The organism is Pseudomonas sp. LBUM1678, from assembly GCF_059695575.1.
This window is the reverse complement of record NZ_CP166775.1, coordinates 5,242,346-5,268,324: the sequence shown is the minus strand read 5'-3', so window position 1 is coordinate 5,268,324 and position 25,979 is coordinate 5,242,346. Positions and strand designations below refer to the sequence as shown.

At 58.7% G+C, this 25,979-nt stretch carries 24 protein-coding genes and 1 pseudogene; 13 read left to right on the top strand and 12 right to left on the bottom strand.

The features are described from left to right. Window positions 1–54 precede the first annotated feature (54 nt). The gene (gene mvaT, locus ACA070_RS24000; protein ID WP_007945872.1) at window positions 55–432 is read right to left on the bottom strand and encodes a histone-like nucleoid-structuring protein MvaT; all 378 of its coding nucleotides are present in this window, start codon (window positions 430–432) and stop codon (window positions 55–57) included. Window positions 433–772: 340 nt separating this feature from the next. Here mvaT and purU point away from each other — a divergent pair, with 340 nt between their 5' ends. Beyond that, the gene (gene purU, locus ACA070_RS23995; protein ID WP_438662246.1) at window positions 773–1,621 is read left to right on the top strand and encodes a formyltetrahydrofolate deformylase; all 849 of its coding nucleotides are present in this window, start codon (window positions 773–775) and stop codon (window positions 1,619–1,621) included. A gap of 136 nt (window positions 1,622–1,757) precedes the next feature. After that, window positions 1,758–1,934, top strand: coding sequence for a hypothetical protein (locus ACA070_RS23990; RefSeq protein ID WP_497448594.1), 177 nt, complete (start codon window positions 1,758–1,760; stop codon window positions 1,932–1,934). Between the two features lie 205 nt (window positions 1,935–2,139). Here the strand turns inward: ACA070_RS23990 and gpgF are convergent, their stop codons facing one another. The 5 genes and pseudogenes from gpgF to ACA070_RS23965 all read right to left on the bottom strand — a co-directional run. Next, window positions 2,140–3,135, bottom strand: a complete 996-nt coding sequence (gene gpgF / locus ACA070_RS23985) for a glucosaminyl phosphatidylglycerol flippase (RefSeq protein WP_497448593.1) — start codon at window positions 3,133–3,135, stop codon at window positions 2,140–2,142. After that, the gene (gene gpgD / locus ACA070_RS23980) at window positions 3,132–3,908 is read right to left on the bottom strand and encodes an N-acetylglucosaminyl phosphatidylglycerol deacetylase (protein WP_497448592.1); all 777 of its coding nucleotides are present in this window, start codon (window positions 3,906–3,908) and stop codon (window positions 3,132–3,134) included. The genes gpgF and gpgD overlap by 4 nt, the downstream gene beginning before the upstream one ends. Continuing rightward, on the bottom strand, window positions 3,901–5,022 hold the full coding sequence (gene gpgS / locus ACA070_RS23975) for an N-acetylglucosaminyl phosphatidylglycerol synthase (RefSeq protein ID WP_497448591.1): 1,122 nt from the start codon (window positions 5,020–5,022) through the stop codon (window positions 3,901–3,903). Before gpgS ends, gpgD begins: the two co-directional genes overlap by 8 nt. Before the next feature lie 220 nt (window positions 5,023–5,242). Beyond that, on the bottom strand, window positions 5,243–6,007 hold the full coding sequence (locus tag ACA070_RS23970) for a methyl-accepting chemotaxis protein (protein WP_427701491.1): 765 nt from the start codon (window positions 6,005–6,007) through the stop codon (window positions 5,243–5,245). Window positions 6,008–6,148: 141 nt separating this feature from the next. Further along, window positions 6,149–6,988, bottom strand: a pseudogene (locus tag ACA070_RS23965) (HAMP domain-containing protein); the annotation flags it as partial. 332 nt (window positions 6,989–7,320) lie between these two features. On the opposite strand from ACA070_RS23965, the gene ACA070_RS23960 reads away from it, so the two are divergent. Beyond that, complete coding sequence (locus ACA070_RS23960; protein ID WP_497448590.1) at window positions 7,321–8,808, top strand: helicase HerA-like domain-containing protein; 1,488 nt, start codon at window positions 7,321–7,323, stop codon at window positions 8,806–8,808. A gap of 121 nt (window positions 8,809–8,929) precedes the next feature. On the opposite strand, the gene ACA070_RS23955 is transcribed toward ACA070_RS23960, so the two are convergent. Further along, complete coding sequence (locus ACA070_RS23955; protein WP_462028410.1) at window positions 8,930–9,385, bottom strand: DUF721 domain-containing protein; 456 nt, start codon at window positions 9,383–9,385, stop codon at window positions 8,930–8,932. 307 nt (window positions 9,386–9,692) lie between these two features. Here ACA070_RS23955 and secA point away from each other — a divergent pair, with 307 nt between their 5' ends. The 4 genes from secA (at window position 9,693) to ACA070_RS23935 (ending at window position 15,504) form a co-directional block, all read left to right on the top strand. Next, a complete protein-coding gene (secA, locus tag ACA070_RS23950; RefSeq protein WP_497448589.1) occupies window positions 9,693–12,428 on the top strand; it encodes a preprotein translocase subunit SecA in 2,736 nt (911 codons plus the stop codon). A gap of 122 nt (window positions 12,429–12,550) precedes the next feature. Beyond that, window positions 12,551–13,768 (top strand): bifunctional glutamate N-acetyltransferase/amino-acid acetyltransferase ArgJ, encoded by a 1,218-nt coding sequence (gene argJ, locus ACA070_RS23945; protein WP_008029257.1) that lies wholly within the window; start codon window positions 12,551–12,553, stop codon window positions 13,766–13,768. Window positions 13,769–13,924: 156 nt separating this feature from the next. After that, window positions 13,925–14,557, top strand: coding sequence for a glutathione S-transferase family protein (locus tag ACA070_RS23940; protein WP_497448588.1), 633 nt, complete (start codon window positions 13,925–13,927; stop codon window positions 14,555–14,557). Beyond that, window positions 14,554–15,504: a Nudix family hydrolase gene (locus tag ACA070_RS23935; protein WP_497448587.1), complete on the top strand. Its 951-nt coding sequence runs from the start codon at window positions 14,554–14,556 to the stop codon at window positions 15,502–15,504. The genes ACA070_RS23940 and ACA070_RS23935 overlap by 4 nt, the downstream gene beginning before the upstream one ends. A gap of 114 nt (window positions 15,505–15,618) precedes the next feature. On the opposite strand, the gene ACA070_RS23930 is transcribed toward ACA070_RS23935, so the two are convergent. Genes ACA070_RS23930 through ACA070_RS23920 form a run of 3 tightly spaced genes read right to left on the bottom strand, consistent with a single transcriptional unit; the run spans window position 15,619 to window position 19,203 of the window. Further along, complete coding sequence (locus tag ACA070_RS23930) at window positions 15,619–16,200, bottom strand: cob(I)yrinic acid a,c-diamide adenosyltransferase (RefSeq protein ID WP_497448586.1); 582 nt, start codon at window positions 16,198–16,200, stop codon at window positions 15,619–15,621. 3 nt (window positions 16,201–16,203) lie between these two features. Next, window positions 16,204–18,240 carry a sensor histidine kinase gene (locus ACA070_RS23925; RefSeq protein WP_497448585.1) on the bottom strand — a complete coding sequence of 679 codons (2,037 nt, stop codon included), beginning with the start codon at window positions 18,238–18,240 and terminating at the stop codon, window positions 16,204–16,206. A gap of 45 nt (window positions 18,241–18,285) precedes the next feature. Beyond that, window positions 18,286–19,203 carry a putative 2-dehydropantoate 2-reductase gene (locus ACA070_RS23920; protein ID WP_497448584.1) on the bottom strand — a complete coding sequence of 306 codons (918 nt, stop codon included), beginning with the start codon at window positions 19,201–19,203 and terminating at the stop codon, window positions 18,286–18,288. 139 nt (window positions 19,204–19,342) lie between these two features. Here ACA070_RS23920 and ACA070_RS23915 point away from each other — a divergent pair, with 139 nt between their 5' ends. Both ACA070_RS23915 and ACA070_RS23910 read left to right on the top strand, forming a co-directional pair. Then, on the top strand, window positions 19,343–19,828 hold the full coding sequence (locus ACA070_RS23915; protein ID WP_054045015.1) for a YajQ family cyclic di-GMP-binding protein: 486 nt from the start codon (window positions 19,343–19,345) through the stop codon (window positions 19,826–19,828). A 139-nt stretch (window positions 19,829–19,967) separates the two neighbouring features. Further along, on the top strand, window positions 19,968–20,810 hold the full coding sequence (locus ACA070_RS23910; RefSeq protein WP_497448583.1) for a mechanosensitive ion channel family protein: 843 nt from the start codon (window positions 19,968–19,970) through the stop codon (window positions 20,808–20,810). A 144-nt stretch (window positions 20,811–20,954) separates the two neighbouring features. Here the strand turns inward: ACA070_RS23910 and ACA070_RS23905 are convergent, their stop codons facing one another. Next, a complete protein-coding gene (locus tag ACA070_RS23905) occupies window positions 20,955–22,304 on the bottom strand; it encodes an OprD family porin (protein ID WP_497448582.1) in 1,350 nt (449 codons plus the stop codon). 875 nt (window positions 22,305–23,179) lie between these two features. Between ACA070_RS23905 and ACA070_RS23900 the strand changes: the two genes are divergently transcribed. Both ACA070_RS23900 and ACA070_RS23895 read left to right on the top strand, forming a co-directional pair. Beyond that, window positions 23,180–23,605 (top strand): HIT domain-containing protein, encoded by a 426-nt coding sequence (locus ACA070_RS23900; protein WP_497448581.1) that lies wholly within the window; start codon window positions 23,180–23,182, stop codon window positions 23,603–23,605. 3 nt (window positions 23,606–23,608) lie between these two features. Then, on the top strand, window positions 23,609–23,815 hold the full coding sequence (locus ACA070_RS23895; RefSeq protein WP_010457497.1) for a SlyX family protein: 207 nt from the start codon (window positions 23,609–23,611) through the stop codon (window positions 23,813–23,815). A 61-nt stretch (window positions 23,816–23,876) separates the two neighbouring features. On the opposite strand, the gene ACA070_RS23890 is transcribed toward ACA070_RS23895, so the two are convergent. After that, the gene (locus ACA070_RS23890; RefSeq protein WP_074879478.1) at window positions 23,877–24,479 is read right to left on the bottom strand and encodes a cold-shock protein; all 603 of its coding nucleotides are present in this window, start codon (window positions 24,477–24,479) and stop codon (window positions 23,877–23,879) included. Between the two features lie 307 nt (window positions 24,480–24,786). Here ACA070_RS23890 and ACA070_RS23885 point away from each other — a divergent pair, with 307 nt between their 5' ends. Both ACA070_RS23885 and ACA070_RS23880 read left to right on the top strand, forming a co-directional pair. Further along, a complete protein-coding gene (locus ACA070_RS23885) occupies window positions 24,787–25,257 on the top strand; it encodes a Dps family protein (protein WP_461955390.1) in 471 nt (156 codons plus the stop codon). A 263-nt stretch (window positions 25,258–25,520) separates the two neighbouring features. Further along, window positions 25,521–25,859 carry a ribbon-helix-helix domain-containing protein gene (locus ACA070_RS23880; RefSeq protein ID WP_131062266.1) on the top strand — a complete coding sequence of 113 codons (339 nt, stop codon included), beginning with the start codon at window positions 25,521–25,523 and terminating at the stop codon, window positions 25,857–25,859. The last annotated feature ends 120 nt before the right edge of the window (window positions 25,860–25,979 follow it).

Genomic DNA, 25,979 nt, shown 5'->3' with positions numbered 1-25,979 from the left:
GCATCAGCTGGCGTTATTTTTTGTCGCGGATAATTCTTTGACAACCTGTGGGGATTAGCCCAGCAGGGTAGCCCAGCCTTCAACCACGTCACCGCCCCACTTGGCTTTCCACTCTTTCAGAGTCTTGTGGTTGCCACCTTTGGTTTCGATGACTTCGCCGTTGTGCGGGTTTTTGTATTGTTTAACTTTGCGAGCACGCTTGGTGCCGGTAGTTTTTACTGCGCCGCCGCGTGGTGCTTTGCTCTTGGACTCTGGATCCAGCAAAGCGATGATGTCACGCAGGGACTTGGAGTATTCGCCCATCAGGGTGCGCAGTTTGCCTTCGAATTCCAGCTCGGTTTGCAGTTTGTCGTCTTGGGACAGGTTCTTCAAACGGGCTTGCAGCTCTTTGATAGCTTCTTCGGTGGCGCGATATTCGTTGATCAAGGACATGAGGACTACCTTATGTTGGGCGCTGGATGGCAGGGTGACAGTGCCGCAATAATAGTCAGGGTGTTTCATCAAGTAAACATTTAACCGGCGTTTTATTTAAATTAGTTCCGGTAAATAGGGCGCAAACTGAACGCAGTGTTAAAAGTGTGATGCAGTCATCACAGATATTCACAATTGAACGCTTGAAGATTGACTAAAAGAACACCATCGCGCGGGCGGCGAGGTGCTGCCCGAATCTGTTCCATTGACCCGCGTGCAGGGCAATGCGTCATCAATACTGCAGTTTTGCTGCGCAATCGCTAGAATGGCGGCCTTTGCGAAGTTCTGGAGTTTCCCCCTCATGCGCACTTTTCGGCTGGTGATTGCTTGCCCGGACCGCGTCGGCATCGTTGCTAAAGTCAGTAACTTTCTGGCGTCACATAACGGCTGGATCACTGAAGCGAGCCATCACTCGGACAATCAGAGTGGCTGGTTCTTCATGCGTCACGAAATTCGTGCTGATTCGTTGCCTTTCGGTATCGAAGCCTTTCGCGAGGCATTTGCACCGATTGCCGAAGAGTTCTCGATGAACTGGCGCATTACCGACACCGCGCAGAAAAAGCGCGTTGTGTTGATGGCCAGCCGTGAGTCCCACTGCCTGGCTGACTTGCTGCACCGCTGGCACAGTGATGAATTGGACTGCGAAATCTCCTGTGTGATTTCCAACCACGATGACTTGCGCAGCATGGTCGAGTGGCACGGCATTCCTTATTACCACGTACCCGTCAATCCACAGGACAAAGAGCCGGCCTTCGCAGAAGTCTCGCGTCTGGTCAAACAGCACGATGCCGAAGTGGTGGTACTTGCCCGTTACATGCAAATCCTGCCGCCCGAGTTGTGCAGTGAATATGCACACAAGGTCATCAACATTCACCACAGCTTCCTGCCGTCGTTCGTCGGCGCCAAGCCGTATCACCAGGCTTCCATGCGTGGCGTGAAGTTGATCGGCGCGACCTGCCACTACGTGACCGAAGAGCTGGACGCCGGTCCGATCATCGAGCAGGACGTGGTACGCGTCAGCCACAGTGACAGCATCGAAGACATGGTGCGTTTCGGCCGTGACGTCGAGAAGATGGTGTTGGCCCGCGGTCTGCGTTATCACCTGGAAGACCGGGTGCTGGTGCACGGCAACAAGACCGTGGTGTTCTGATAGCCTGTCCCACGCTCTGCGTGGGAATGCCTCAGGGGACGCTCCGCGTTCCAGCTCGCGAAAGGGACGCGGAGCGTCCCGGGCTTCATTCCCACGCAGAGCGTGGGAAACGATCTGGTAAAGAGAGGACATGACCATGGCCGATCCACTCGACAAAGCCACTTCCAAGGCCCCCGCCACACTGGGTGAGGGCTGTTTGAGTCGCTACGACCCGGATGACATGAGCCCCGATGACGGCACGGAATTCCCCGGTGCCGCCGAGTTGTGGGAGCAGTTGCAGCAAGAACCCGACGAAGAAATCGGGGAAGCCTGAAAGATCGTCCGAACGCAGCCCTAACCTTCGACAGTTCCTGCATGGAGATTTGCGGTGAATGACCCATCGTCATCGCGAGCAGGCTCACTCCCACATTGGATCTGTGCCACACCAAAGCTCCCCTGTGGGAGTGAGCCTGCTCGCGATGAGGCCCGAATCGGCGCTGCAAATCTCCTTGTAGGGGCTGCCGCGGGCTGCGATCTTTTCAGGCCTGCTTGAACTTCATCAGCTTCTTGAGCAGCGGCCGCCCCAGCATTAGCAAAAACACCGGGCCACCCACCACCAGGTAGAAGTAATACGTCACCGCCCGCCAGATCAGAATCGCCGCCGCCGCGGTGGATTTTCCCACCATGGGCGCCAGCAACGCCGCCGAGGTCAACTCCGCCGCGCCGGCACCGCCCGGTAACAGGCTGAATTGCCCGGCACTCAGCGACAGCATCTGGATCAGGAAACACCAGGCCCACTGTAAATCCGCCCCGAGCCCGCGCAACGCCAGATACAGCACGCTATACCGCAGGAGCCAATGCACGCAGGTCAGGGCAAACACCTTGATCAACGTAAGAACGGGCAACTTCAGCGTGTCAGTGAACGCCGCAAGAAAGTGCAGCAGCTTTCGCGCCCAGCGCAGGCGCGTGGTGCCTTTGACATTGAGGCGAACGAGCAACCGCCCACTCAGGCGAATCAGCAGTCGATGGTAACGGGCCACGACGACGCAACTGAGCAGCCCGCCGAACATCGAGATGGCGCTGACGATCAGCAGCCATTCCAGGCGTTCGCTGAGGTGCTGAAACAACGCATAAATCAGAATCCCGCTCAACGCGCAGAGAAAAAACAACAGGTCGCTGAGCTGGTCCATGGCGAACACCGCGCTGCCCCTTGCCGGGCGTACGCCGTTGCGCGCCAGCAGCGCCATGATGGTCAGCGGGCCGCCGCTGCCGCCAGGTGTGGCGCAGTAGGCAAACTCGGCGGCCATCACCACGCCGAGGCTTTTGACCCGGCCCACCTTGTCGCACTGATCGCCCAGTAACAGGCGCAGGCGCAAAGTGTTCACCACCCAGCACAGCAAGATCATGCCGAACATGATCAGCAATTCATTCAATGGAAAATTTTGCAGCCGCGACCATGTCTCGTTGCCCCCCAGCAGCAACGGAATCAGCACCGCAGCGAGCAGTGCGATAAACAGCAGAATCCCCCGGCTCATGCTGCGCGACCGAGACGGTCACTGCGCTGCGAGAGCCACTGGACCTTGGTCATTGGCACGCGCCCCTCATCGAGCAAGCGCTTGAGGGTTTGCAGCCAGTAATGGCGCGAAAACCCATGGCGCATGTCCACCGGGTGCAGGCCGAGACGAATCACCGGCGCTTGCCGCCAACGCTGTTCACGCTGATCGCTGACGAGTTTCGACAGGCCCCGGCGCCAGGCGCTGCGCGCACTCCAGACCAGCCCCGGCGCATCGATGGCCGTGAAATCCGGCAGACGATAGAGATGCTGAGGGACGCTGGTGTAGGTCAGCGGTAACTGGCGCAATGCCTGACGTGTGCCTTCGCTCATCAGCCATGCCGGGGCGACGAAGCCTTCCAGCGGCCATTGATAGCGATGGAACACTTCGATTCCGGCCCGCAGGCGGGCGAGGGCGGCGGCTTGTGACAAGCTGTAAAACTCGCCTTCGTGGGTGTAGATCCGGCGCATGAACCAGTCTCTGGGATTGCTGGGAGGAGGGGCTTCATCGCAATGAAAATAGCCGTGCAATGCCAGTTCGTCACCTCGGGCGACTCGGCTGGTGAGCATGCGTCTGAATCCTGGATGCTCGTCCAGATCGGCATGCTTGTGAAAGTTCGGCACCACCAGCCAGGTCATCGGCACCTCGCCCAAGGCATCCACGGCTTCAACAAAAGGCTGGTAATCGGCCCAGGTTTGCGGCGCCACGTCGTGCAGCACGAGTAACAGACTGGGCGGGTTCATGGGCTCAACCATTGGCGGTCGCCGGCCATTGGCTGCCGAGAACAGCGTGATAGTGACCCAACAGGCTGTTGACCACGGTGTCCCAGGCGTAATGCTGTTCAACATGACTGCGGGCTCGTTTGCCCAGGGCGGCGCTGTCCTGACTGAACAGCTCGCGGACGGCGTTGGCCATCGCCAGTGGATTGTTCGGCGCGCACAGCAGGCCGCATTGATCGGTCACGATTTCCTGAAAGGCCCCGGCTGCCACGGCCACGACCGGAATGCCGCTGGCCATGGCTTCGAGGATCACCAGGCCGAAGGTTTCCTGATCGCCGGCATGCAGCAACGCGTCAGCGCTGGCCATTAACCGCGCGACTTGCGTGGCCGGGCAGAACTCATCGACGACGGTGACGTTGTCCGGCACCACAGCGGGCATCGACGAGCCGACCAGCAGCAGGTGATAGCGAGGCCCCAGACGCTTCATGCAACTGAGCAGGACCGGCAGGTTCTTTTCCTTGGAGCCACGGCCGGCGAAGATCAGCAGATGAGTGTTTTCATCGATGCCCAGTTCAGCCCGCAAGCCGCTGTCCCTTGCTCCGGGATTGAATGTTTGCAGATCGACGCCCAGCGGCTGCACGAACACATTCTTCACCCCCAGACCGATCAATTTGTCGGCCATGACCTGACTTGGCGCCAGCACCCGGTCGAAGTTGCCATACAGCTTGCTAACATAGGCCTCGACATTCGGGGTCACCCAATTGCCCATTCGGTTGCTGACCAGCAGCGGCAGGTCCGAGTGATAAAACCCGATCACCGGCACATCCAGTTGCCGGCGCGCATCCAGAGCCGCCCATGCGGTGAGGTAAGGGTCGCCGACTTCGATCAGATCGGGCTGTAAGTCTTGCAGGACATTTCGCCATGGAGCCAGGCGGAGGGGGAAACGGTAACCCTTGCCGAAGGGCAGGGCCGGGGCTGGAACGGTGTAAACGCCATCCTGTTCACTCAGGTGTGCCCCCGGGATCAGCAAACTGTGGCGAATGCCTGGCTTGATACTCAGGCGACGGTGCTTGGCATCCAGATACGTGCGCACGCCTCCGCTGGCAGGGGCGTAGAACATGGTTATGTCCGCGATATGCACAATGAGCATCCCTCCGGTCCGTTGTTCTCCCTTGGTTGACCTTTATGAAGGATAGATGTTCGGTTGGGGTTTTGTGGCGGGGGGATCCAGCGAGGTTTTTGCGGTGTATTTCAAACCGCCATCGCGAGCAGGCTCGCTCCCACATTTGATCTTCACTCGACACAAATCTTGTGTGCGGCAAAGATCCACTGTGGGAGCGAGCCTGCTCGCGATGAGGCCTTGTCAGACGCTAGATACGGAAACTGCCCACCAACTGCTTCAAACGCGCCGCCTGCTGCTCCAGATCCGAGCAAGCCCGCAACGTCGACTGCAAGTTCTCCACACCCTCCTGATTCAGCGTGTTGATCTCAGTGATATCCACGTTGATCGACTCGACCACCGCCGTCTGTTCCTCGGTCGCCGTCGCCACCGACTGGTTCATCCCGTCAATCTCACCGATACGCAACGTCACGCTGTTCAACCGCTCGCCCGCCAGGTTGGCGATTTCCACGCTGTCCTGGCTGTGGCGCTGGCTGTCGCTCATGGTGCTGACGGATTCACGAGCACCGACTTGCAGCTCCTCGATCATGGTCTGCACCTGTTGCGCCGATTCCTGCGTGCGATGCGCCAGGTTGCGCACCTCGTCCGCCACCACGGCAAAACCACGTCCGGCCTCACCGGCACGGGCCGCTTCGATGGCGGCGTTCAGTGCCAGCAGGTTGGTTTGCTGGGAGATGCTGGTGATCACTTCGAGAATCTGCCCGATGTTCACGGTTTTGCTGTTCAGCGATTCAATGTTGGTACTCGAAGCGCTGAGCATGCTCGACAGCTGATTCATCGCTTTGATGCTGCGATCCACCACTTGTTGGCCGTCTTCGGCCAGGCTGCGGGCATCGCTGGCCTGGCTGGAAGCCTGGGCAGCGTTGCGGGCGATTTCCTGGGCGGCGGCGCCGAGCTGGTTGATCGCCGCGGCCACGCTGCTGGTGCGCGAGGCTTGCTGGTCGGAGTTGAACATCGACGAGTTCGACGCGGCTACCACCCGCAGCGCGACTTCGTTGACCTGGCCGGTGGCCGAGGACACTTCACGGATCGAGCCATGAATACGTTCCACGAAACGGTTGAACGCCGTGCCGAGAACGCCGAATTCATCGTTGTTGACGATGGTCAGGCGCTTGGTCAGGTCGCCTTCACCGTCAGCGATGTCTTCCATGGCGCGGGTCATGACGTGCAGCGGCTGGATCAGGATGCGGATCAGCATGCCCAGCAGCGCGATGATGATCGCCACGGCAATGATGGTCGCAATGACCGCCGAAGCGCGGAATTCGCTGAGCATCGAGAAGGCTTTGTCTTTATCCACCGACAGGCCGATGTACCAGTTGACCGATGGCAGGCCTTTGATTGGGGTGAAGGTGACGATGCGGGTCTTGCCGTCGACCTCCACTTCACTGAAGTCGCTGCTGATGCGCGGGGTATTTTTCGGGTACGCCTCGCTCAGGGACTTCATCACCAGGGCTTTGTCCGGGTGAACCAGGATCTTGCCGTCGGCGCTGACCAGGAAGGCATAGCCCATGCCGGAAAAATCCCGGGCGCTGAGGGTGTCGATCAGGGTTTGCAGGCTCAAGTCGCCGCCTACCACGCCCACGCTTTGTCCGGCCTTTTTCGAGGCGCTGGCGATGGAGATGATGGTCTGGCCGGTGGCCGCATCGATATAAGGTTCGGTCAGGGTCGCCGTGCTGCTGCTTTCGGCGCCTTTATACCAAGGGCGCACCCGTGGATCGAAGCCGGCGGGCATTTTTGCGTCCGGGCGAATCGTGAAGCTGCCGGTGGCATCGCCCAGGTAGGACGCCATGAAGGTCGACGTCAGGGCTTTCTGCTCAAGCAGACTGGCGACGTTGGCCTGTTCAGGATTGATGGCAATGTTTTGAGCGAGGTTATCGATCAGCAGGATGCGACCGGCCAGCCAGGTCTGGATGTTGTTGGCGGTGACGTCTCCCATCTCATTGAGGTAATTGTCCAGGTCTTCGCGAATGGCGTTGCGCTGCAGGTAGTCGTTGTACAGTGTGAACGAGGCGAAGGCGGCAATGACGATGAGGGCGGCGGCAAGCAAAATTTTATGACTGAAGCGCAGGTTTTTGTTCATGGCTTGGGGTTCCGCTAAGGTCTTAATGTCCTGAGCGTGCTTTTATATAGGCACGCAAAATGGGCAATGTTGAAAAAAAGCTGATATTTCCATCCTCTCCTTAGGGAATTACCGACGCTATTTTCGGATTGGTCTCACAACTATTTGTATCGGCCGTGCAGGATCAAAGATTAACCATGGGTGACAAAATGCCTGACACATCGCAACTCGTTATTGGCGCTGACCTTGCCGGCCAGCCTGTCTCTCAGGCCATGCGCCTGGCGAACCGTCACGGTCTGGTCGCGGGCGCTACCGGGACCGGTAAAACAGTCACGTTGCAGCGCCTGGCCGAAGCGTTCAGCGACGCTGGCGTGGCGGTGTTCGCGGCAGACATCAAGGGCGACCTGTGTGGCCTGGGTGCCGCCGGCAACCCTCAAGGCAAAATCGCCGAGCGGATCGCCGGGATGCCGTGGCTGAACCACAAGCCTGCGGCGTATCCGGTCACCTTGTGGGACATCCACGGTCAGTCCGGTCATCCATTGCGCACAACCTTGAGCGAAATGGGGCCGTTGCTGATTGGCAGCCTGCTGGAGTTGACCGACAGTCAGCAGTCGGCGCTGTATGCCGCGTTCAAGGTGGCGGACCGCGAAGGGCTGTTGCTGCTGGACCTCAAGGATTTGAAGGCGCTGCTCAATCACCTGCGTGACAACCCCGAATTGCTGGGGGACGACGCGGCGCTGATGACCACCGGTTCCAGTCAGGCGCTGTTACGGCGTCTGTCGACCCTGGAGCAACAAGGCGCCGAAGCGCTGTTCGGCGAACCGGCGCTGCAACTCGAAGACATTCTGCAACCGACGGCCGATGGCCGTGGGCGCATTCACTTGCTGGATGCCAGTCGTCTGGTCCACGAAGCACCGAAGGTGTATGCGACGTTCTTGCTGTGGCTGCTGGCTGAGTTGTTCGAGCAGTTGCCGGAGCGTGGCGATTCGGACAAACCGCTGCTGGCGCTGTTTTTCGACGAAGCGCATTTATTGTTTGCCGGCACGCCCAAGGCTTTGCAGGATCGCCTGGAGCAGGTGGTGCGGCTGATTCGTTCCAAAGGCGTGGGCGTGTATTTCGTCACGCAATCGCCGGGTGACTTGCCGGATGACGTGCTGGCTCAGCTCGGCCTGCGTATCCAGCACGGTTTGCGCGCCTTCACCGCCAAGGAGCAGAAATCCTTGCGGGCGGTGGCGGAGGGCTTCCGGCCGAATCCGGCATTCGATGCGTTGTCGGTGCTGACTGAGCTGGGGATCGGCGAGGCGCTGGTCGGCACCTTGCAGGACAAGGGCACGCCGGAGATGGTCCAGCGTGTGTTGGTCGCCCCGCCGCAATCGCGGATCGGACCGTTGACCGAAACCGAACGCACGATGCTGATCGCCGGGTCGCCGTTCAAGGGGCGGTATGACAAGCCGGTTGATCGGGAATCGGCGTATGAAATATTGATGGGGCGCAAAGGGTTAGCGCCGGAGCCCGACGCCGTTCCGGGTAAACCGGCCGCCGAAGAGCCGAGCTTTACCGACAAGGCCGGGGAGTTCCTCGGCACGGCGGCGGGGCAGGCGCTGAAATCCGCGATGCGCCAGGCGGCCAATCAATTGGGCCGACAGCTGGTACGCGGTCTGATGGGGTCGCTGCTCGGCGGCAGCAAGCGCCGCTAACAAGCGGGCACAATCAAACTGTGGGAGCGAGCCTGCTCGCGATAGCGGTGTATCAGTCAACACGTATGTTGAATGTCATACCGCAATCGCGAGCAGGCTCGCTCCCACATTGGAATTTATGTCAGGTTTTGGGTTTGGCGTGCGCCGCCAGGCGTTCAAGCGCCGCCCGCAGATTCGGATCGCTGATCCCGTCGGCCGTGGCCTGAATGGTTGCGCCGGCATCGGTTGACAAACTGATGGTATGGCCCGCCGCCCCTTGCTGAACGGTGGGTGGCTGCACTTTGAACAAAATCCGCGTCAGGCTGGCGAATTCGTCGAACATCTGTAACTGGCGTTGCAGACGCTTTTGCTGATAACGCAGGCGGGTGGCCCAATGACCGTCAGTGACGATCAGCAATAAACTGCCTTCGCGCCACGAGGCCACATGGCAATGCTCGCGCGCGGCGGGCTGCAACTGGCTATCGAGCAGGCGTTGTAAATGACCCAGGCGTTGAGCGTGGCCGAAAATGGCTTTCAGCGGTTTGGCTTCGCGAAGCAGAACGGCGGGTGCTCTGGCCGTGAGAGGGCGAAATGCCATGATCAGACACCTGAAGTAACAGAGCCGCCATGGTAGCAGAAAGCACCACCTGCACCCGACCCATTGCTTTGCGAGCGCTTTACCCATTAAATCAACGAGTAACTTCTGCCGCGAATGGCTTGAAGTTGCGTAAAAAGCCCTTATTTTAAGTGAGCCCCGTTACAGCGCAGTGCATGCATCGTGGAACAACGCCACTTTCCTCACCATCGTTTCCGGGTAGAATGCTCGTTCGCATGCGGCCATGAGGGCTGCACGGGCGACTCACGGGGCCGCCCTCCATCCCTTTAGTGTGGAAGATCCTGCCGATATGTTTGCGCCTTTGTTAAAGAAACTTTTTGGAAGCAAGAACGAGCGTGAAGTCAAACGCATGCTCAAGACGGTGCAATTCGTCAATGCCTTCGAAGAGCAAATGGTGGCCCTTTCGGACGATCAATTGCGTGCCAAGACAGATGAGTTCAAGGCCCGCATCGCCAAAGGGGAAACCCTCGACAAGCTGTTGCCTGAAGCCTTTGCGGTCGCCCGCGAAGCCGGCAAGCGTGTCATGGGTATGCGCCACTTCGATGTCCAGCTGATCGGCGGCATGACCTTGCATGAAGGCCAGATCGCGGAAATGCGTACCGGTGAAGGCAAGACCCTGGTGGCAACACTGGGCGTTTACCTCAACGCGCTGTCCGGCAAGGGCGTGCACGTTGTGACGGTGAACGACTACCTGGCCCGCCGTGACGCCAACTGGATGCGTCCGCTCTACGAATTCCTCGGCATGACAGTCGGCGTGGTCACGCCTTTCCAGCCGCCGGAAGAGAAACGTCTGGCTTACGCCGCCGACATCACCTACGGCACCAACAACGAATTCGGTTTCGACTACCTGCGCGACAACATGGCGTTCAGCATGGAAGAAAAATTCCAGCGTGAACTCAATTTTGCCGTGATCGACGAAGTCGACTCCATCCTCATCGACGAAGCCCGTACCCCGCTGATCATTTCCGGTCAGGCCGAGGACAGCTCCAAGCTGTACATCGAGATCAACAAACTGATCCCGCAGCTGGAGTTGCACGTCGAAGAAGTGGAAGGTGAAGTCACCAAGGCTGGCCACTACACCGTCGATGAGAAGACCCGTCAGGTCGAACTCAACGAAGCCGGTCACCAGTTCATCGAAGACATGCTGACCGGCGTCGGCCTGCTGGCTGAAGGCGAGAGTCTGTATTCGGCGCACAACCTGGGCCTGCTGACCCACGTTTATGCCGGTCTGCGCGCTCATAAACTGTTCAACCGCAACATCGAATACATCGTGCAGGACGGTCAGGTTGTCCTGGTCGACGAACACACCGGTCGTACCATGCCGGGTCGTCGTCTGTCCGAAGGCCTGCACCAGGCCATCGAAGCCAAGGAAAACCTGAACATCCAGGCCGAGAGCCAGACCTTGGCCTCGACCACGTTCCAGAACTACTTCCGTCTGTACAACAAGCTGTCCGGCATGACCGGTACCGCGGACACCGAAGCGTTCGAATTCCACCAGATCTACGGTCTGTCGGTGATGGTTATCCCGCCGAACAAGCCGCTGGCGCGTAAAGACTACAACGACCTGGTGTTCCTGACCGCCGAAGAGAAATACGCGGCGATCATCAATGACATCAAGGAATGCATGACCCTGGGCCGTCCGGTTCTGGTGGGTACTGCAACCATCGAAACTTCCGAGCACATGTCCAATCTGCTCCAGAAGGAAGGCATCGAACACAAGGTTCTGAACGCCAAGTTCCACGAAAAAGAAGCCGAGATCATTGCCCAGGCCGGTCGCCCGGGTGCGCTGACCATCGCCACCAACATGGCCGGTCGCGGTACCGACATTCTGTTGGGCGGCAACTGGGAAGTGGAAGTCGCGACCCTGGAAAACCCGACCCCTGAGCAGATTGCCCAGATCAAGGCCGACTGGCAGAAACGTCACCAGCAAGTGCTGGAGTCGGGCGGCTTGCAGGTGATCGCTTCCGAGCGCCACGAATCGCGCCGTATCGACAACCAGCTGCGTGGTCGTGCCGGTCGTCAGGGTGATGCCGGTTCCAGCCGTTTCTACCTGTCGCTGGAAGACAGCCTGATGCGCATCTTCGCCTCTGACCGGGTGAAGAACTTCATGAAGGCCCTGGGCATGCAGTCCGGTGAAGCGATCGAGCACCGCATGGTGACCAACGCCATCGAGAAGGCTCAGCGCAAGGTTGAAGGTCGTAACTTCGACATCCGCAAGCAACTGCTCGAGTTCGACGACGTCAACAACGAACAGCGTAAAGTGATTTATCACATGCGTAACACGTTGCTGGCTGCCGACAATATCGGTGAAACCATCGCCGACTTCCGTCAGGACGTACTCAACGCGACCGTCAGCGCGCACATTCCACCGCAATCGCTGCCTGAACAGTGGGACGTGGCCGGTCTGGAAGCGGCGTTGCAGAGCGACTTCGGTGTGGCGCTGCCGATCCAGAAATGGCTCGACGAAGACGATCACCTGTATGAAGAAACCCTGCGCGAGAAGCTGCTGAACGAATTGCTGGCGGCGTACAACGAGAAAGAAGAACAGGCGAGCGCCGAAGCGCTGCGCACCTTCGAGAAGCAAATCGTTCTGCGTGTGCTCGACGACCTGTGGAAAGACCACCTGTCGACCATGGATCACCTGCGTCACGGCATCCACTTGCGTGGTTATGCACAGAAGAACCCGAAGCAAGAGTACAAGCGCGAGTCGTTCACGCTGTTCTCCGAGCTGCTGGATTCGATCAAGCGCGACTCGATCCGTGTGCTGTCGCACGTTCAGGTTCGCCGCGAAGATCCGATCGAAGAAGAGCAACGCCTGCGTCAGGAAGCCGAGGCACTGGCGGCGCGCATGCAGTTCCAGCACGACGAAGCGCCGGGTCTCGAGCAACCGGAATTGCTCGGTGAAGAGGTCGACGTCGCCCTCGCCACCGCACCGGTTCGCAACGAACAGAAGCTGGGCCGTAACGAACTGTGCTACTGCGGTTCGGGCAAGAAATTCAAGCATTGCCACGGGCAGATCCAGTAAAACCCGTTTCAACCGCTGAAATACCCGCGCCGCGACCGGCATCAGCCGTCGCGGCGTTTTGCCATTTACACCACCGTTCTTCCTGAAAGCGGTGCTGACATCATTTATTAAGGAGCGCATTCATGGCTGTTGGTCTTGGTCCTTTGCCAACGTTGCACCCGGTTGCCGGTTTTGAACTCGGTATCGCTTCGGCCGGCATCAAGCGCCCGGGGCGCAAAGATGTCGTGGTCATGCGCTGCGCCGAAGGTTCCACGGTCGCGGGTGTGTTCACCCTCAACGCCTTTTGCGCTGCTCCGGTGATTCTGGCCAAGCAACGTGTGCAAGGCCCGGTGCGATACCTGCTGACCAACACCGGCAATGCCAACGCCGGTACCGGCGAACCTGGCCTGGCGGCTGCCGAGCGCACCTGCGCCAAACTGGCTGAATTGACTGGCGTTGATGCCAGCCTGGTGCTGCCGTACTCCACCGGCGTGATCGGCGAGCCGCTGCCGGTCGAGAAAATCGAAGGCGCGCTGCAAGCCGCGCTGGATGATCTGTCGGTCAACAACTGGGAAGCTGCCGCTACCGGCATCATGACCACCGACACCTTGCCGAAAGGTGCCAGCCGCCAGTTCCAGCATGATGGCGTGACCATTACCGTCACCGGCATCAGCAAAGGCGCGGGCATGATCCGCCCGAACATGGCGACCATGCTCGGTTACATCGCCACCGACGCCAAAGTCTCCCGCGACGTGCTGCAAAACCTGCTGCTGGATGGCGCGAACAAGTCGTTCAACCGCATCACCATCGACGGCGACACCTCGACCAACGACTGCTGCATGCTGATCGCCACCGGTCAGGCTGCGCTGCCGGAAATCACCTCCGCGAGCGGTGAGTTGTTCGCCAAGCTGAAACAAGCCGTGTTTGAAGTGTGCATGGACGTGGCCCAGGCCATCGTGCGTGACGGCGAAGGCGCGACCAAGTTTGTCACGGTCGAAGTCAACGGCGGCGGCAATCACCAGGAATGCCTGGACGTCGGCTACACCGTGGCGCACTCGCCGCTGATCAAGACCGCACTGTTCGCGTCCGACCCGAACTGGGGCCGCATCCTCGCCGCCGTCGGCCGTGCCGGCGTGCCGAACCTGGACGTGAGCAAGATCGACGTGTTCCTCGGCGAAGTCTGCATCGCCAGCCGTGGCGCCCGCGCCTCGACCTACACCGAAGCCCAGGGCGCAGCGGTGATGCAGCAGGAAGAGATCACTATCCGTATCGAACTGGGTCGCGGCGATTGCAGCGAAACCATCTGGACCACCGACCTGTCCCACGAATACGTGAAGATCAACGCCGAGTACCGTACTTGATCACCCCGTAGACCGAGTCGCTGCAATCGCGAGCAGGCTCGCTCCCACATTGGATTTGTGTACACCTCGATCCACTGTGGGAGCGAGCCTGCTCGCGATGACGGTCTGTCAGTCACCACAAGACTGGCCTGCTTTCCTCATCAAAAGGTCCCGAACATGAGCCTCCACCTGATCATCGGCGACAAACTGCTTTCCTCCTGGTCCCTGCGTGGCGCTCTGGCCCTTGACCTCACTGGCGCCCCTTACACCGAAGAACTGATCAAGCTGAATCAGCCGGACACCCGCGAACGTCTGCTCAAGCACTCGCCGACCGGTAAAGTCCCGCTGCTGAAAACCGAACACGGCACCATCGCCGACTCCCTGGCGATTGCCGAATACCTGGCCGAACAATTCCCCGACGCCGGTCTCTGGCCCAAAGACACCGCCGCCCGTGCCCAGGCACGCTCGGCCTGTGCGCAGATGCATGCCGGATTTTTTGCCGTGCGCGGCAACATGCCTTTCGACCTGAGCCGCGATGCACCGCTGTCGCCGACGCCCCCTGATGTGCAGGCGGAGATCGAACGCATGCTGGCGCTTTGGGCCGAATGCCGTGCGGCCGCCACTGAAACCGGGCCGTTCCTGTTTGGCCGCGCGACCCTCGCCGATGCCTTCTTCGCACCGATTGCCGTGCGCTTGCGCACTTATCAGGTGAAGTTGCCGGCAGTGGACGAAGCCTACGTCGAAACCCTCTACCAATGGCCGTCGTTCAAGGCCTGGCAGAAGGCAGGTCTGGAGGAGATCGGGCAGTGAAACGAGTACACGTAGCCGCCGCTGTTATCCGTGACAACAGTGGCAAGATCCTTATCGCACGCCGTGCCGGCACCCAGCATCAGGGCGGTTTGTGGGAATTCCCCGGGGGCAAGGTCGAGGACGACGAATCCGTCGAAACCGCCCTGGCTCGCGAGCTCCAGGAAGAACTGGGTATTGTGGTCAGCGCCGCGCGACCGTTGATCAAAGTCCGCCACGATTACCCGGACAAGCAAGTGTTGCTGGACGTTTGGGAAGTCTCGGCCTTTACCGGCGAACCCCACGGTGCCGAAGGCCAGCCTTTGGAATGGGTGGCTCAGCGCGATCTGCTGAACTACGAATTCCCGGCGGCCAACCAGCCGATCGTTGCGGCCGCACGGTTGCCTGGCGAATACCTGATTACCCCGGAAGACCTGGAAACCCCGGCACTGCTGCGCGGTATCCAGAAAGCCATCGCTGGCGGCATCAAGTTGATCCAGCTGCGTGCACCCAACGGTTACGATCCGAAATACCGTGATCTGGCGGTGGATGCGGCGGGGCTGTGTGCCGGCAAGGCGCAGTTGATGATCAAGGGCCCGTTCGAGTGGTTGGGCGACTTCCCGTCCGCGGGTTGGCACATCACCGCAGCACAGTTGCGCAAGTACGCGGCAGCGGGCCGACCGTTACCGGCGTCGCGCTGGTTGGCGGCGTCTTGCCACAACGCTGAAGAACTGGCGCTGGCGGAGCAGATGGGGGTGGATTTTGTGACCTTGTCGCCGGTGCAGCCGACGCTGACCCACCCGGATGCGCTGCCGCTGGGGTGGGAGCAGGCTGCGACATTGATCGAGGGTTTCAGTAAGCCGGTTTTCCTGTTGGGCGGTGTTGGCCCGGCGGAACAGCAAAAGGCTTGGGAAGCGGGGGCGCAGGGTGTGGCGGGGATTCGGGCGTTCTGGCCTGATTCTTTGGTGTAGCCATTGGCCTCATCGCGAGCAGGCTCGCTCCCACAGTTGACCGAGTTCTTCTTGAAGAAATGCGATCAAATGTGGGAGCGAGCCTGCTCGCGATAGCGTCCTCGAATACGCCGATTATTCGTGGGGCTTAGCGGCCGGCTGCCAAAGAATCTCGGCAACCCCCTGGCGCTTGGCAATCACCCTCGCTACCACAAACAACAAATCCGACAACCGATTGATATACGCCAACCCAACCCCGGCCAACGGTTCAATCGCATTCAAATGCTGACACCGCCGCTCCGCGCTGCGCGCCAGGCTTCTACACACATGGGCCTGGGCAATCAGCGTTGAACCACCCGGCAGAATGAAATTTTCCAGCGGCCCCAGCTCTTCATTCCACACATCGATCGCCGCTTCCAGGCGTTCGATCTCCGCTGCATTCAGCGCTTGATACACCGGCATCGCCAACTCGCCACCCAGATCGAACAACCGATGCTGGCAGGGCGCAAGAACCTCAATCACCTCGTTCAAGCCCGGATACGCAGCACTTTCTGCCGCCAACCCGGCCAATAGCACGCCTACCTGGCTGTTCAGCGTGTCGACTTCGCCAATGGCGTCGATCCGCGGGTGGTCCTTGGGCACGCGGCGGCCATCGCCGAGTCCGGTTTCGCCTTTGTCACCGGTGCGGGTGTAAATTTTCGACAAGCGAAAACCCATGGGTTACCTCGATAGCTGATTGAGTTCTTGAGAGATGACGGGGCTGCCCGCCAGCGGCAGGCGCAAGGTGAAACAGGTGCCTTGGCCCAATGTCGACTGCACCTCCATCTGACCCTTGTGGTTATTGGTGATGATGAAATACGAAACCGACAAGCCAAGGCCCGTGCCCTGACCGATTTCCTTGGTGGTGAAAAACGGCTCGAAGGTGCGTTTGCGCACGTTCTCGCTCATGCCGATGCCGTTGTCCTCGACCTGGATTTCGGCCCACGGCGGGTTCAGCCGGGTGCGCAGAATGATTCGCCCGGGTTCGCTGTCGTCTTCACGTTGGTGAATGGCCTGGGCGGCGTTTTTCAGCAGGTTGAGCAGCACTTGTTCCAGTTCGTTGGCCGTGCCGGGCACCGGGCCCAGTGCCGGGTCGAACTGACGGATGATCGCCTGGCCCTTGAAGTCGAAACCGATGGCCAGGTCGAAGTCGTTACCGGCGATTTCCACCGCTTGATCGATCAGCGCCGGCAGGTCGCACGGGGCCATTTGCCGGGTGCTGCGGCGGCTGAAGCTGAGCATGTGGGTGACAATCTTCGCCGCCCGGGCGCCAGCCTGTTGAATGCCATCAAGCAGCTGCGGTACTTCGCGTGCTTGCAGGTATCTGTTGACCGTTTCCAGAGAAATGCCGGATTGCTCGGCCTGTTCGAGGTTCTTTGGCAGATCAGGCGACAGGCGTCGTCGAATGTTCTGCACGTTGTGCAGGATCGCGCCCAACGGGTTGTTGATTTCGTGGGCCATGCCGGCGGCGAGACCACCGACCGAGAGCATTTTTTCCGACTGCACCATCATTTCTTCCAGCGACAGGCGCTGGGTGATGTCGTCGATCCGGATCACCACACCGCGCCCGGCACCGCCCATCAGCGGGTAGAAGGTCAGCGCGTAGTGCTTGGGTTCATCGTCCTTGAACCAGGTGACGCGCTCTATCTTCGCCACTGTGTGCTGCTCGACGGTTTGCTTGAGCTGCGGCAGAAACGGTTTCAGCGGCTCGAAGGCGAGGAAGATCGGCTGGTTCAAGGCTTCGTCCAGACGCGTGCCGGACAGGGCGCTGGCTTCCTGATTCCACTGGGTCACGTAGAGCTGCTCGTCGAGGGCGATCAGCGCCGACGGCATGGAATCGATGATGCTGTTGAGGTAGTTCTGAAAACCGGTGAGTTTCTTCTCGATCTTGCTGCGCACCTGGACTTCGAGTTCCAGTTTGCGATTGGTGTGGCGGGTTTCTTCGGCCAGGCCTTGCGCCTGATCGTAAGCTGCCTGGGAATCGTCCCGGGCACGTTTGAGCTGCTGCTCCCGGGCTTCGATCCGCGAGAGCATGGTGTTGAACGCCTCGGCGAGGCTGCCGATTTCATCGTGGTTGCCACGGGAGGCGCGCAGGGCGTAGTTCTCTTCACGGGTCACTTGCCGGGACAACTCTTCGAGCTGATGGATCGGCCGGGTAATCAGGCGTTTGATCTGCCGGGCGATCACCAGCCACAACAGCACACTGAAGATCAGAATGCCCAGGCTGGCGGTCAGGGTTCCGGTGTAGAACGCCACCGGCAATTCGCTGCTGGCCACCAACAACAGATGCCCCGGCGCGGTGCCGGGGCGGGGCAGGGTGATCACTTGGTTGCTGCGAAACTCGGTGGCCTGCCAGGATTCGATGTGCCGATAGCGATCCGGCAGGTGCAGCTTTTCGCCGTGCTGCAATTGCGCCAGTCGCTCACCCTTGCCGTCGTACAGGGCTGCCGCCCGCAGCGGTGAATAACTGTTGAGTTCGTTGAGCAGGCGTTCGGCGCTTTGCTTCGACGTCAAGGCGTCGGCCACCAGGCTCGGGTTGGACACCAGACGTCCGATGGTCTGCAAGGCCTGGGGCGCCATGCTTTCCTGGGAGATGTAATACGCGGCGCTGATAAAGGTCAGGTTGGCGACCAGCAGGATGGTGATCAACAGCACGAGCAGGGCGGCCAGCAGTTTCTGGCCGACCGGAAGGTTTTCGAGACGCTGGCGCAATGGCATCAGGTTCATCGCTGAAAAGGAACAAGTGGCCAGCGTAGCCGCTGCTCAGTCGCTGGGCAATCCAAGGCTGTGCAGATGGGCGATCAACCGCGACTCAAGCTGATTGAGATGGGGCAGGTTCAGCCGGTGCCGCGAGGCCGTTTTGCAGACATAGCCCAGCAGGTAGCTGATTTCGGTTCGGCGCTGACTCGCGACGTCCTGGTGCATCGAGGAGTAATTGGCCGCCGTGGCCTGGATCACCCGTTCGACCTCCTGTTGCAGGTCCTCGGCCGCTGCCGGTTGACCGCATCGTTCCAGCAAGTCGGTCAGTTCGCCGCAGAGGGTGGCGACTTCGCAATGGTGTTCCTGCAAGCCACCGTTGCGGCAATCGTGCAGCACCGTCAGCGGATTGATCGCACAGTTGAGTGCCAGTTTTCGCCACAGCCTTGTCAGGATCTCGGTGCTCCACTCGTGAGGAATACCGGCGGCAGACAAGTCGTCCAGCCAGATCGGCGCCACCGGATGGCCGGCATCCCCCAGCCAGGTGTAGCCGTGACCGGCAAACACCACGCGCCAGTCGCCATCGCGATACGCGCCTTCGGTGCTGGAGGCGCATACGCAACGCGCCTGTGGAACCTGCGCGGCGACAGCGTCCTGACTGCCCAGACCGTTTTGCAGAAGGATCAGCTCGGCATCCGGCGTCAGGCGTGGCGCCAGTTGGGCGACGGCCTTCTCGGCATCGTAGGCTTTGCAGGCCACTAGCAGGCGGTGGATCGGCTCGCTGCTGTGCGGTGTTTCACCGGGGATCTCATAGGTGTTGGCTTCGCCGTGCTCTACCAGCGTCAACCCACCAGCCGCCTGATACGCCTGCAAGCGCTGCTCATCGCGCACGATCAACCGGACCGGCACCCCGGCCCGCGCCAGGCGGGTTGCCCACAAGGTGCCGAGGCTGCCGGCGCCCAATACATGCCAGGTGGTGGACATCAGCTTTTTGCTCGGTTTGGCGCAGGCATGTGAGGCTCGCAGTATCGGTTGGAAAAGACCCGTTATAATGAGCCCGATTTTAACCGCAAGCCAAGCGCGCGCCATCGCTATCGAGCGCGCCTTTTATTGGAGAGATTACATGCCGTCGTTCGACGTGGTATCCGAACTGGACAAACACGAAGTCACCAACGCGGTCGAGAACGCCGTCAAGGAACTCGATCGCCGTTATGACCTGAAAGGCAAGGGCACCTTTGAATTCAAGGAAAAGGACCTGACCGTCAACCTGACCGCCGAAGCTGACTTCCAGCTGGAAGCGATGATCGAGATCCTCAAGCTGTCCCTGGTCAAGCGCAAGATCGACGTGCAGTGCCTTGAGGTCAAGGATGCCTACGCGTCGGGCAAGCTGATGAAGCAGGAAGCCGTCCTCAAGGAAGGCATCGACAAAGAGCTGGCGAAGAAAATCGTTGCTCACGTCAAGGACGCCAAGCTCAAGGTCCAGGCTTCCATTCAGGGCGAGCAAGTGCGTATCACCGGCAAGAAGCGCGACGATTTGCAGGAAGCCATCGCGGCCCTGCGCGCCAAGACCTTCGATATGCCACTGCAGTTCAATAATTTCCGCGACTGACCTTTCAAGCGGGAACCTCTCGGCCTTTTCGGCGTCCGAGGCCCAAGCAACGGCAGAAACGACTGAATCCCGAGTGGGGTTAGTCTTTTCTGCCGCTTATTTTTCGCGTGCCGGATGGCCGGGAATCAGGAGAACGTAGATGGATTTGAATACTGAAGTAGACAATCTGGTCAAGGCATCCCAAGCCTGGATCCCCATGATCATGGAATACGGCAGCCGCGTGTTGCTGGCGGTGCTCACCCTGGCCATCGGCTGGTGGCTGATTAACAAGGTGACGCAAAAGCTCGGTGGCCTGCTGGCGCTGCGTAACGCCGACCTCGCGCTGCAAGGTTTTATCAGCAGCCTGGCGAATATCATTCTCAAGGTTTTACTGATCGTCAGCGTGGCCTCGATGATCGGTGTAGAAACCACCTCGTTCGTTGCAGCCATCGGTGCGGCAGGTCTGGCCATTGGTCTGGCTTTGCAAGGCAGCCTGGCAAACTTCGCCGGCGGCGTGTTGATTCTGTTGTTCCGTCCGTTCCGTATTGGTGACTGGATCGAAGCGCAAGGTGTTGCGGGTACTGTCGACAGTATTCAGATCTTTCACACCGTGCTGCGTACCGGCGACAACAAAACCATCATCGTGCCTAACGGCAACTTGTCGAACGGTATTATTACCAATACAAATCGTCAGCCAACCCGCAAAGTTGTGTTTGATGTGGGCGTGGATTACGAAGCGGATCTTCAGAAGGCCCGTGAAGTTTTGCTGGATCTGGCCAAAGACGAGCGTATTTTGGCTGAACCGGCACCTCAGGCAGTGATTTCGACGTTGGGCGATAGTTCGATCACTGTTTCTCTGCGAGTGTGGGTGAAAACGGCGGATTACTGGGATGTGATGTTCATGTTCAATGAACAATCCCGTGATCGTTTGAAAACAGCCGGTATCGATATTCCGTTCCCGCAGCGAGTTATTCGTGTGGTTCAGGAAGCAGCAGTGAATTGAGGTGTGTTGTTACCAAAGTCTGACTTAACGGTCAGGCTTATTGGGTAGCAAGCTAATCATTAACGTCTTGCGCAACGCGGTTAAAAAAAAGGCCCATCCGAAGATGGGCCTTTTTATTTGTTACCGCAAACTAACTGGATGCGATTACAAAATCGACAGTGGATAGTCGACGATCACACGGAACTCTTTCACGTCGCCTTCACCTTCGTCGGCGTTAGCAAAGTGCCAAGCTTGACGGAAGCGGACGGACAGATCTTTTGCCGGGCCAGTCTGAACAACGTACTTGGCTTCGAAGTTGGTTTCGTTGTGTTTGCCATCTTCACCGTACAGGCCGGCGTAAGCGCTGCCTGCTGGGGTGTTGGTACCGTCGATGTCCCAACCTTTCACGTAACGGGTCATGAAGCTCAGACCAGGAACGCCGTACTCAGCCATTTTCAGGTCGTAACGAACCTGGGCAGACTTCTCGCCAGGGGCGTTGAAGTCAGAGTACTGGATGGAGTTGGCGAGGAAGATCGAGTCGCCGCCGCGGTTATTCTTGCCGATACCGACGTAGTCGAACGGGGTATCGCCATTAACCTTCTGGAAGGCCAGGGTGATGGTGTGTGCTTTCAGGAACGAGAGAGCAGTAGCCAGCGAGAACGCGGTGTTGCTGATGTCACCGGCTTTCGCGTCACCAGTGTCGGTGGTGCGGTAGATGTTGAAGTCAGTGTTCAGCGACGTGTCACCACTAATTGGGGTGGTGAGGTTCACGTTGGCGTAGTACTGGTTCCAGATATCTTCCAGCTTGGCGCCATACAGCGATGCGCTCAGGTTCTCGGTGATGCCGTACTTGCCACCGAAATAGTCCATGCTGTCGGCTTTCACGCCGGCATAGTTTGCCCACAGGTCGCCGTCACGGGCGTTTTTGTCCTGGCTGGAACCCGAGTAGAAGTGACCGGCTTCGAGGTCAAGGTCTTTGACTTCGCTGCTCTGCAGTTGGAAACCGCTGGCAACTTGAGGAAGGATACGGGAACCGCCAACAGCAAACACTGGAGCAGTGCTTGGCGACATGTCGCCGAATTTAAGCTCGGTTTTGGAGATGCGGAACTTAACGGCAGCGCCGGCTTTACCCTGGCTGTCGTTAACGTCGCGGGCACCGTTGTTAGGGTTGACAGTGTCGCTACGGCTCATGTTGCCCGAACCGGAAGTGCCATCGCCGCCATCCAGTTTGATGGCCAGGTAACCGAATGCATCAACGCCAACACCAACAGTACCTTGGGTGTAACCGGAGTTGTAGGTGCCCCAAAGACCTTGAGTCCAGTCTTTGACGTCTTTGGCGGTGTCTTTGTTGTCACGGTTGAAGTAGTAGTTGCGAACCAGCAAGTTCAACGAGCTGTCTTCAACAAAACCTTTGGCTTCAGCCTGGTCACTTACGAAAGGTGCGGCCGTAGCCATTTGGGTACTGGCTGCTGCTGCAACTGCCAGTGCGATCATGCTCCACTTCATCACGCGCATCGTGATTTGCTCCTTTGGTTTTAGAAGAGTACTGCCGTCCCACCTGTTTTATTATCTGGGCGGCTCTTTCTTTTTGTGTCGGCGCAAACTTATATCACGCCGACCATGTTGGCGATACTTGCGTATCTAACCTTTCAGCTTCTTTACGACCCTGTCGCAAACAGCTGGGTAGATGTCGCAAATTTACTGCCTCGACGCAACCGGATTGGCAACTTTTAGCGTTGTTTTCCAAGGCTTGAGCGTCGGTAAAAAGAGTCCCTGGTGAAACGTTTGAATCTCCATTGGGCAACCCTGCCACTGTTTTTATTTGCCTTGGGGCTTCCACTTCCAGCGGAGGCTTCCTAAGCGATGTGGGTGTGAATGCAACAAGCGTGCACAAATCAGAATTCTGCTGCTATTTTTTTCTGAAAGCCTGCCTGTCGCTGTAAAAACCTCATAAAACCGGGGGCTTCGAGCGCGTTCTTCGTACGCTTGACGCCGTGCACTGCATGGTGTTGTTACCGTGAAGCCGATCGCATGACAACGAAAAATGTTACCGGTTCACCCCTTCGGTGAGTAATTCACGGATGCTGCCGCACTCAGCGTAGACGCACTGTGCGGTTTTGGTGCAAAAAATCTTAATCACTGTGCTGAATTCATACAGTGGGCTCATGACACGGCTGGAACTATTCATGGGATATCAGTCATTTCGCCTTTGTGGGGGCAGGCTTCGGTTCTGTGTTGGTGCGTCTCGATAGAAAAAGGCCCATTTCGGGGCGTTCGTTCAGCGTGATGCCAGCGGTGATCACGGGTATGCTGCCGTCCTGTCGCTTGGTGCGCCGCCTTTCTGGATGGGCACTAAGCTGAAAACTGATGACCCGGCGGGAGTGCGCAGAGTGTTCGCTTTAGATCCACGACTTCAACAAGACACGCTACCGATTGGCGATTTCCCACTTTGCCGGTTGCTGTTATCCAATGATTCGAGCTACCCCTGGTTCATCCTGGTGCCACGCCGCGACGATATCAGTGAGATATTTCAATTGGGTGTCGCAGATCAACAGTCGTTGTGGCAGGAAACGACCCTGCTGGCTCAGTTGCTAAAGGATTCGTTCGGCGCGGACAAGATGAATGTCGCGGCCCTGGGCAATGTCGTCAGTCAGTTGCACATGCATGTGATTGTGCGCACGCGTGGTGACGCTGCCTGGCCAGCCCCGGTCTGGGGTAAACACCCGGCCGTGCCTTACAGCGCAGAGCAGGTCGCGACCATTCGCGAGCGACTGCGTCTGGTATTGACTGAAGACTTCACGTTTCTGGAGGGTTGAATCATGAGCCTGGAAGATCGCGTTACCGATCTGGAGAGCCAACTGGCGTTTCAGGATGACACCATCCAGTCATTGAGCGATGTGCTGGCGACGCAGCAGCGCGCCGTTGAGCGCCTGCAGCTGCAAATGGCCGCATTGCTCAAGCGTCAGGAAGAAATGGCTGGCCAGTTCGAAACCTTCGAGGAAGAAGCGCCACCGCCGCATTATTGAAACTGCAGGCAATAAAAAACCGCGAACAGCTCAGCTGCTCGCGGTTTTTTTTAGCCTTGAATCAGCGACGCGGCAATGCGGCGATCACGTCTTCGGCTTGCAGCCCTTTGTCACGATTCATGACAGAGAACTCCACGCGCTGGCCTTCGACCAGAACACGGTGACCTTCGCCACGAATGGCCCGGAAATGCACGAAAATATCATCGCCGGAATCACGGGAAATAAAGCCGAAGCCTTTAGAGGTGTTGAACCACTTGACGGTGCCGGTATCGCGGTTGCTCATGTCATAGCTTGGCGAGGCAGCGGCCGGCGAAGATTTGTAGAAGCTGATTGCCAGGTGCAGGAGAACGGCGATCAGGGCAGCCACCAGGCTGAACAGCACGGCAGGTTGACCGGCAATGACAGGCATTGGCGCGAGCAAGGTCAGGGTTTGCAGGACGACAGCCAGGACCAGCAGGGCGCTGACCAGGTTTTGCAGTTGATGACGTGGGCCTTTGTTCCAGTAAGGGATAACGGGAGCAAGGGTGAGGTTGAGCAGGCCGAAAAAGGCCAGGTACAGCGCATCGGGTTGTTGCAGGTAAGGTACTGCTTCGGATCGCAGGCTAGGGATGAAGGACAGCAGCAGGGCTGCTGCGCCCATTAGCAGGTGGACGATTTTCAACATTTTGATTAACTCACGTTAAGACGGATCACAAGGAAGAGCTGATGGAGCACGGTTCGCTTCAGAACAATAAGAGGCGTTGGACACGTACCCGGTACCAGCCTATGCGCAGCCCCCGGAAAATAGGCGGTCGCGACACACTGTCTATTTAACAGCAAAGCCTGCAGCTACTCAAATCAGGCAGTCCGGCGGTGCTTCGCGGGGCGATTTGTCGCAGGCCATTGTGCAATCCCGGGCTGCGAGGGGGTGGCAGGCTTGCTAGAGTGGTCCTGCACCTGTTGGATGAACTCATCACCTTTAGGGGATAAACATGGCAATCGATATCGGTATCAGTGAAGAGGACCGCAAGTCCATCGTCGACGGGCTTTCGCGTCTGCTGTCGGACACTTATGTGCTGTATTTGAAAACCCATAACTTCCATTGGAATGTCACCGGTCCCATGTTTCGGACCCTGCACCTGATGTTCGAGGAGCAATACAACGAGTTGGCCCTGGCCGTCGATTCGATTGCCGAGCGCATTCGCGCCCTCGGGTTTCCTGCGCCAGGCGCCTATTCGATTTATGCGCGTCTGTCTTCTATTAAGGAAGAAGCTGGCGTGCCCAGCGCCGAAGACATGATCAAACAGCTTGTCGAGGGGCAAGAAGCGGTGACGCGTACGGCGCGCGGGATCTTTCCGCTGCTGGAAAAAGTCAGCGACGAGCCGACGGCTGACCTGCTGACCCAGCGCATGCAAGTCCACGAAAAAACCGCGTGGATGCTGCGGTCCCTGCTCGATCAGTAATATCGTCAGTACGCGAATGATGCCCATCGGGTGTTGTTCGCGGTCTTTGCCTTCCTCAAATCGCTTTTGCGCTCGTTAAAACTCGTCTGGTTGCGTAGGAAAACGGCCGGCCTAGGACGCTCTCCATGATCGCCCTTCAGCTGTTGGCTTATCCTACGTCGATGGTCATAAAGTCATCTGGATATACCTTTGCGCCTGCGCTTTTATAAGGCCACGGAGAGTGCTCTTACAGAAGCCAGGGATGACAAAGGAGTGTCAGCGATATGGATTATGGAGACAGGCGAAGCGAGGGGAGGGTCGGTCCGGTCAAGGACATAAGGATTGATCCGTTTGTCAGCGAATTTGATATGGGGCTGGCCCAGCCTCTGTCCCGGTCGGTGCGGTTGAATGGCTTCGCCACCTGCTTGCGGCTTGAGCAGGTGTACTGGGATATTCTGGGCGATATGGCCAAGGTCAATTGCTGTACGGTCAGTGCGCTGCTGTCCCATGTGGACCGCGAAGTGCACCTGCGTCATGGCGGGGTCAAGAACTTCACCGGGCTGGTGCGGGTTGTCTGCGTCGTGCACAGCCTGAAAGAAGGTGGCTGCGCCGTAATGCCCTAGCCACGACGATGGATCGGGCAGAGTGTCGGTCTGTGCAGTCTTACGGCTGCACAGGCTGCATTTAATGGATATAATCCCGCTCTTTGCCGCAAAACCCAGCGTGCGCGGTAGCAACCTGAT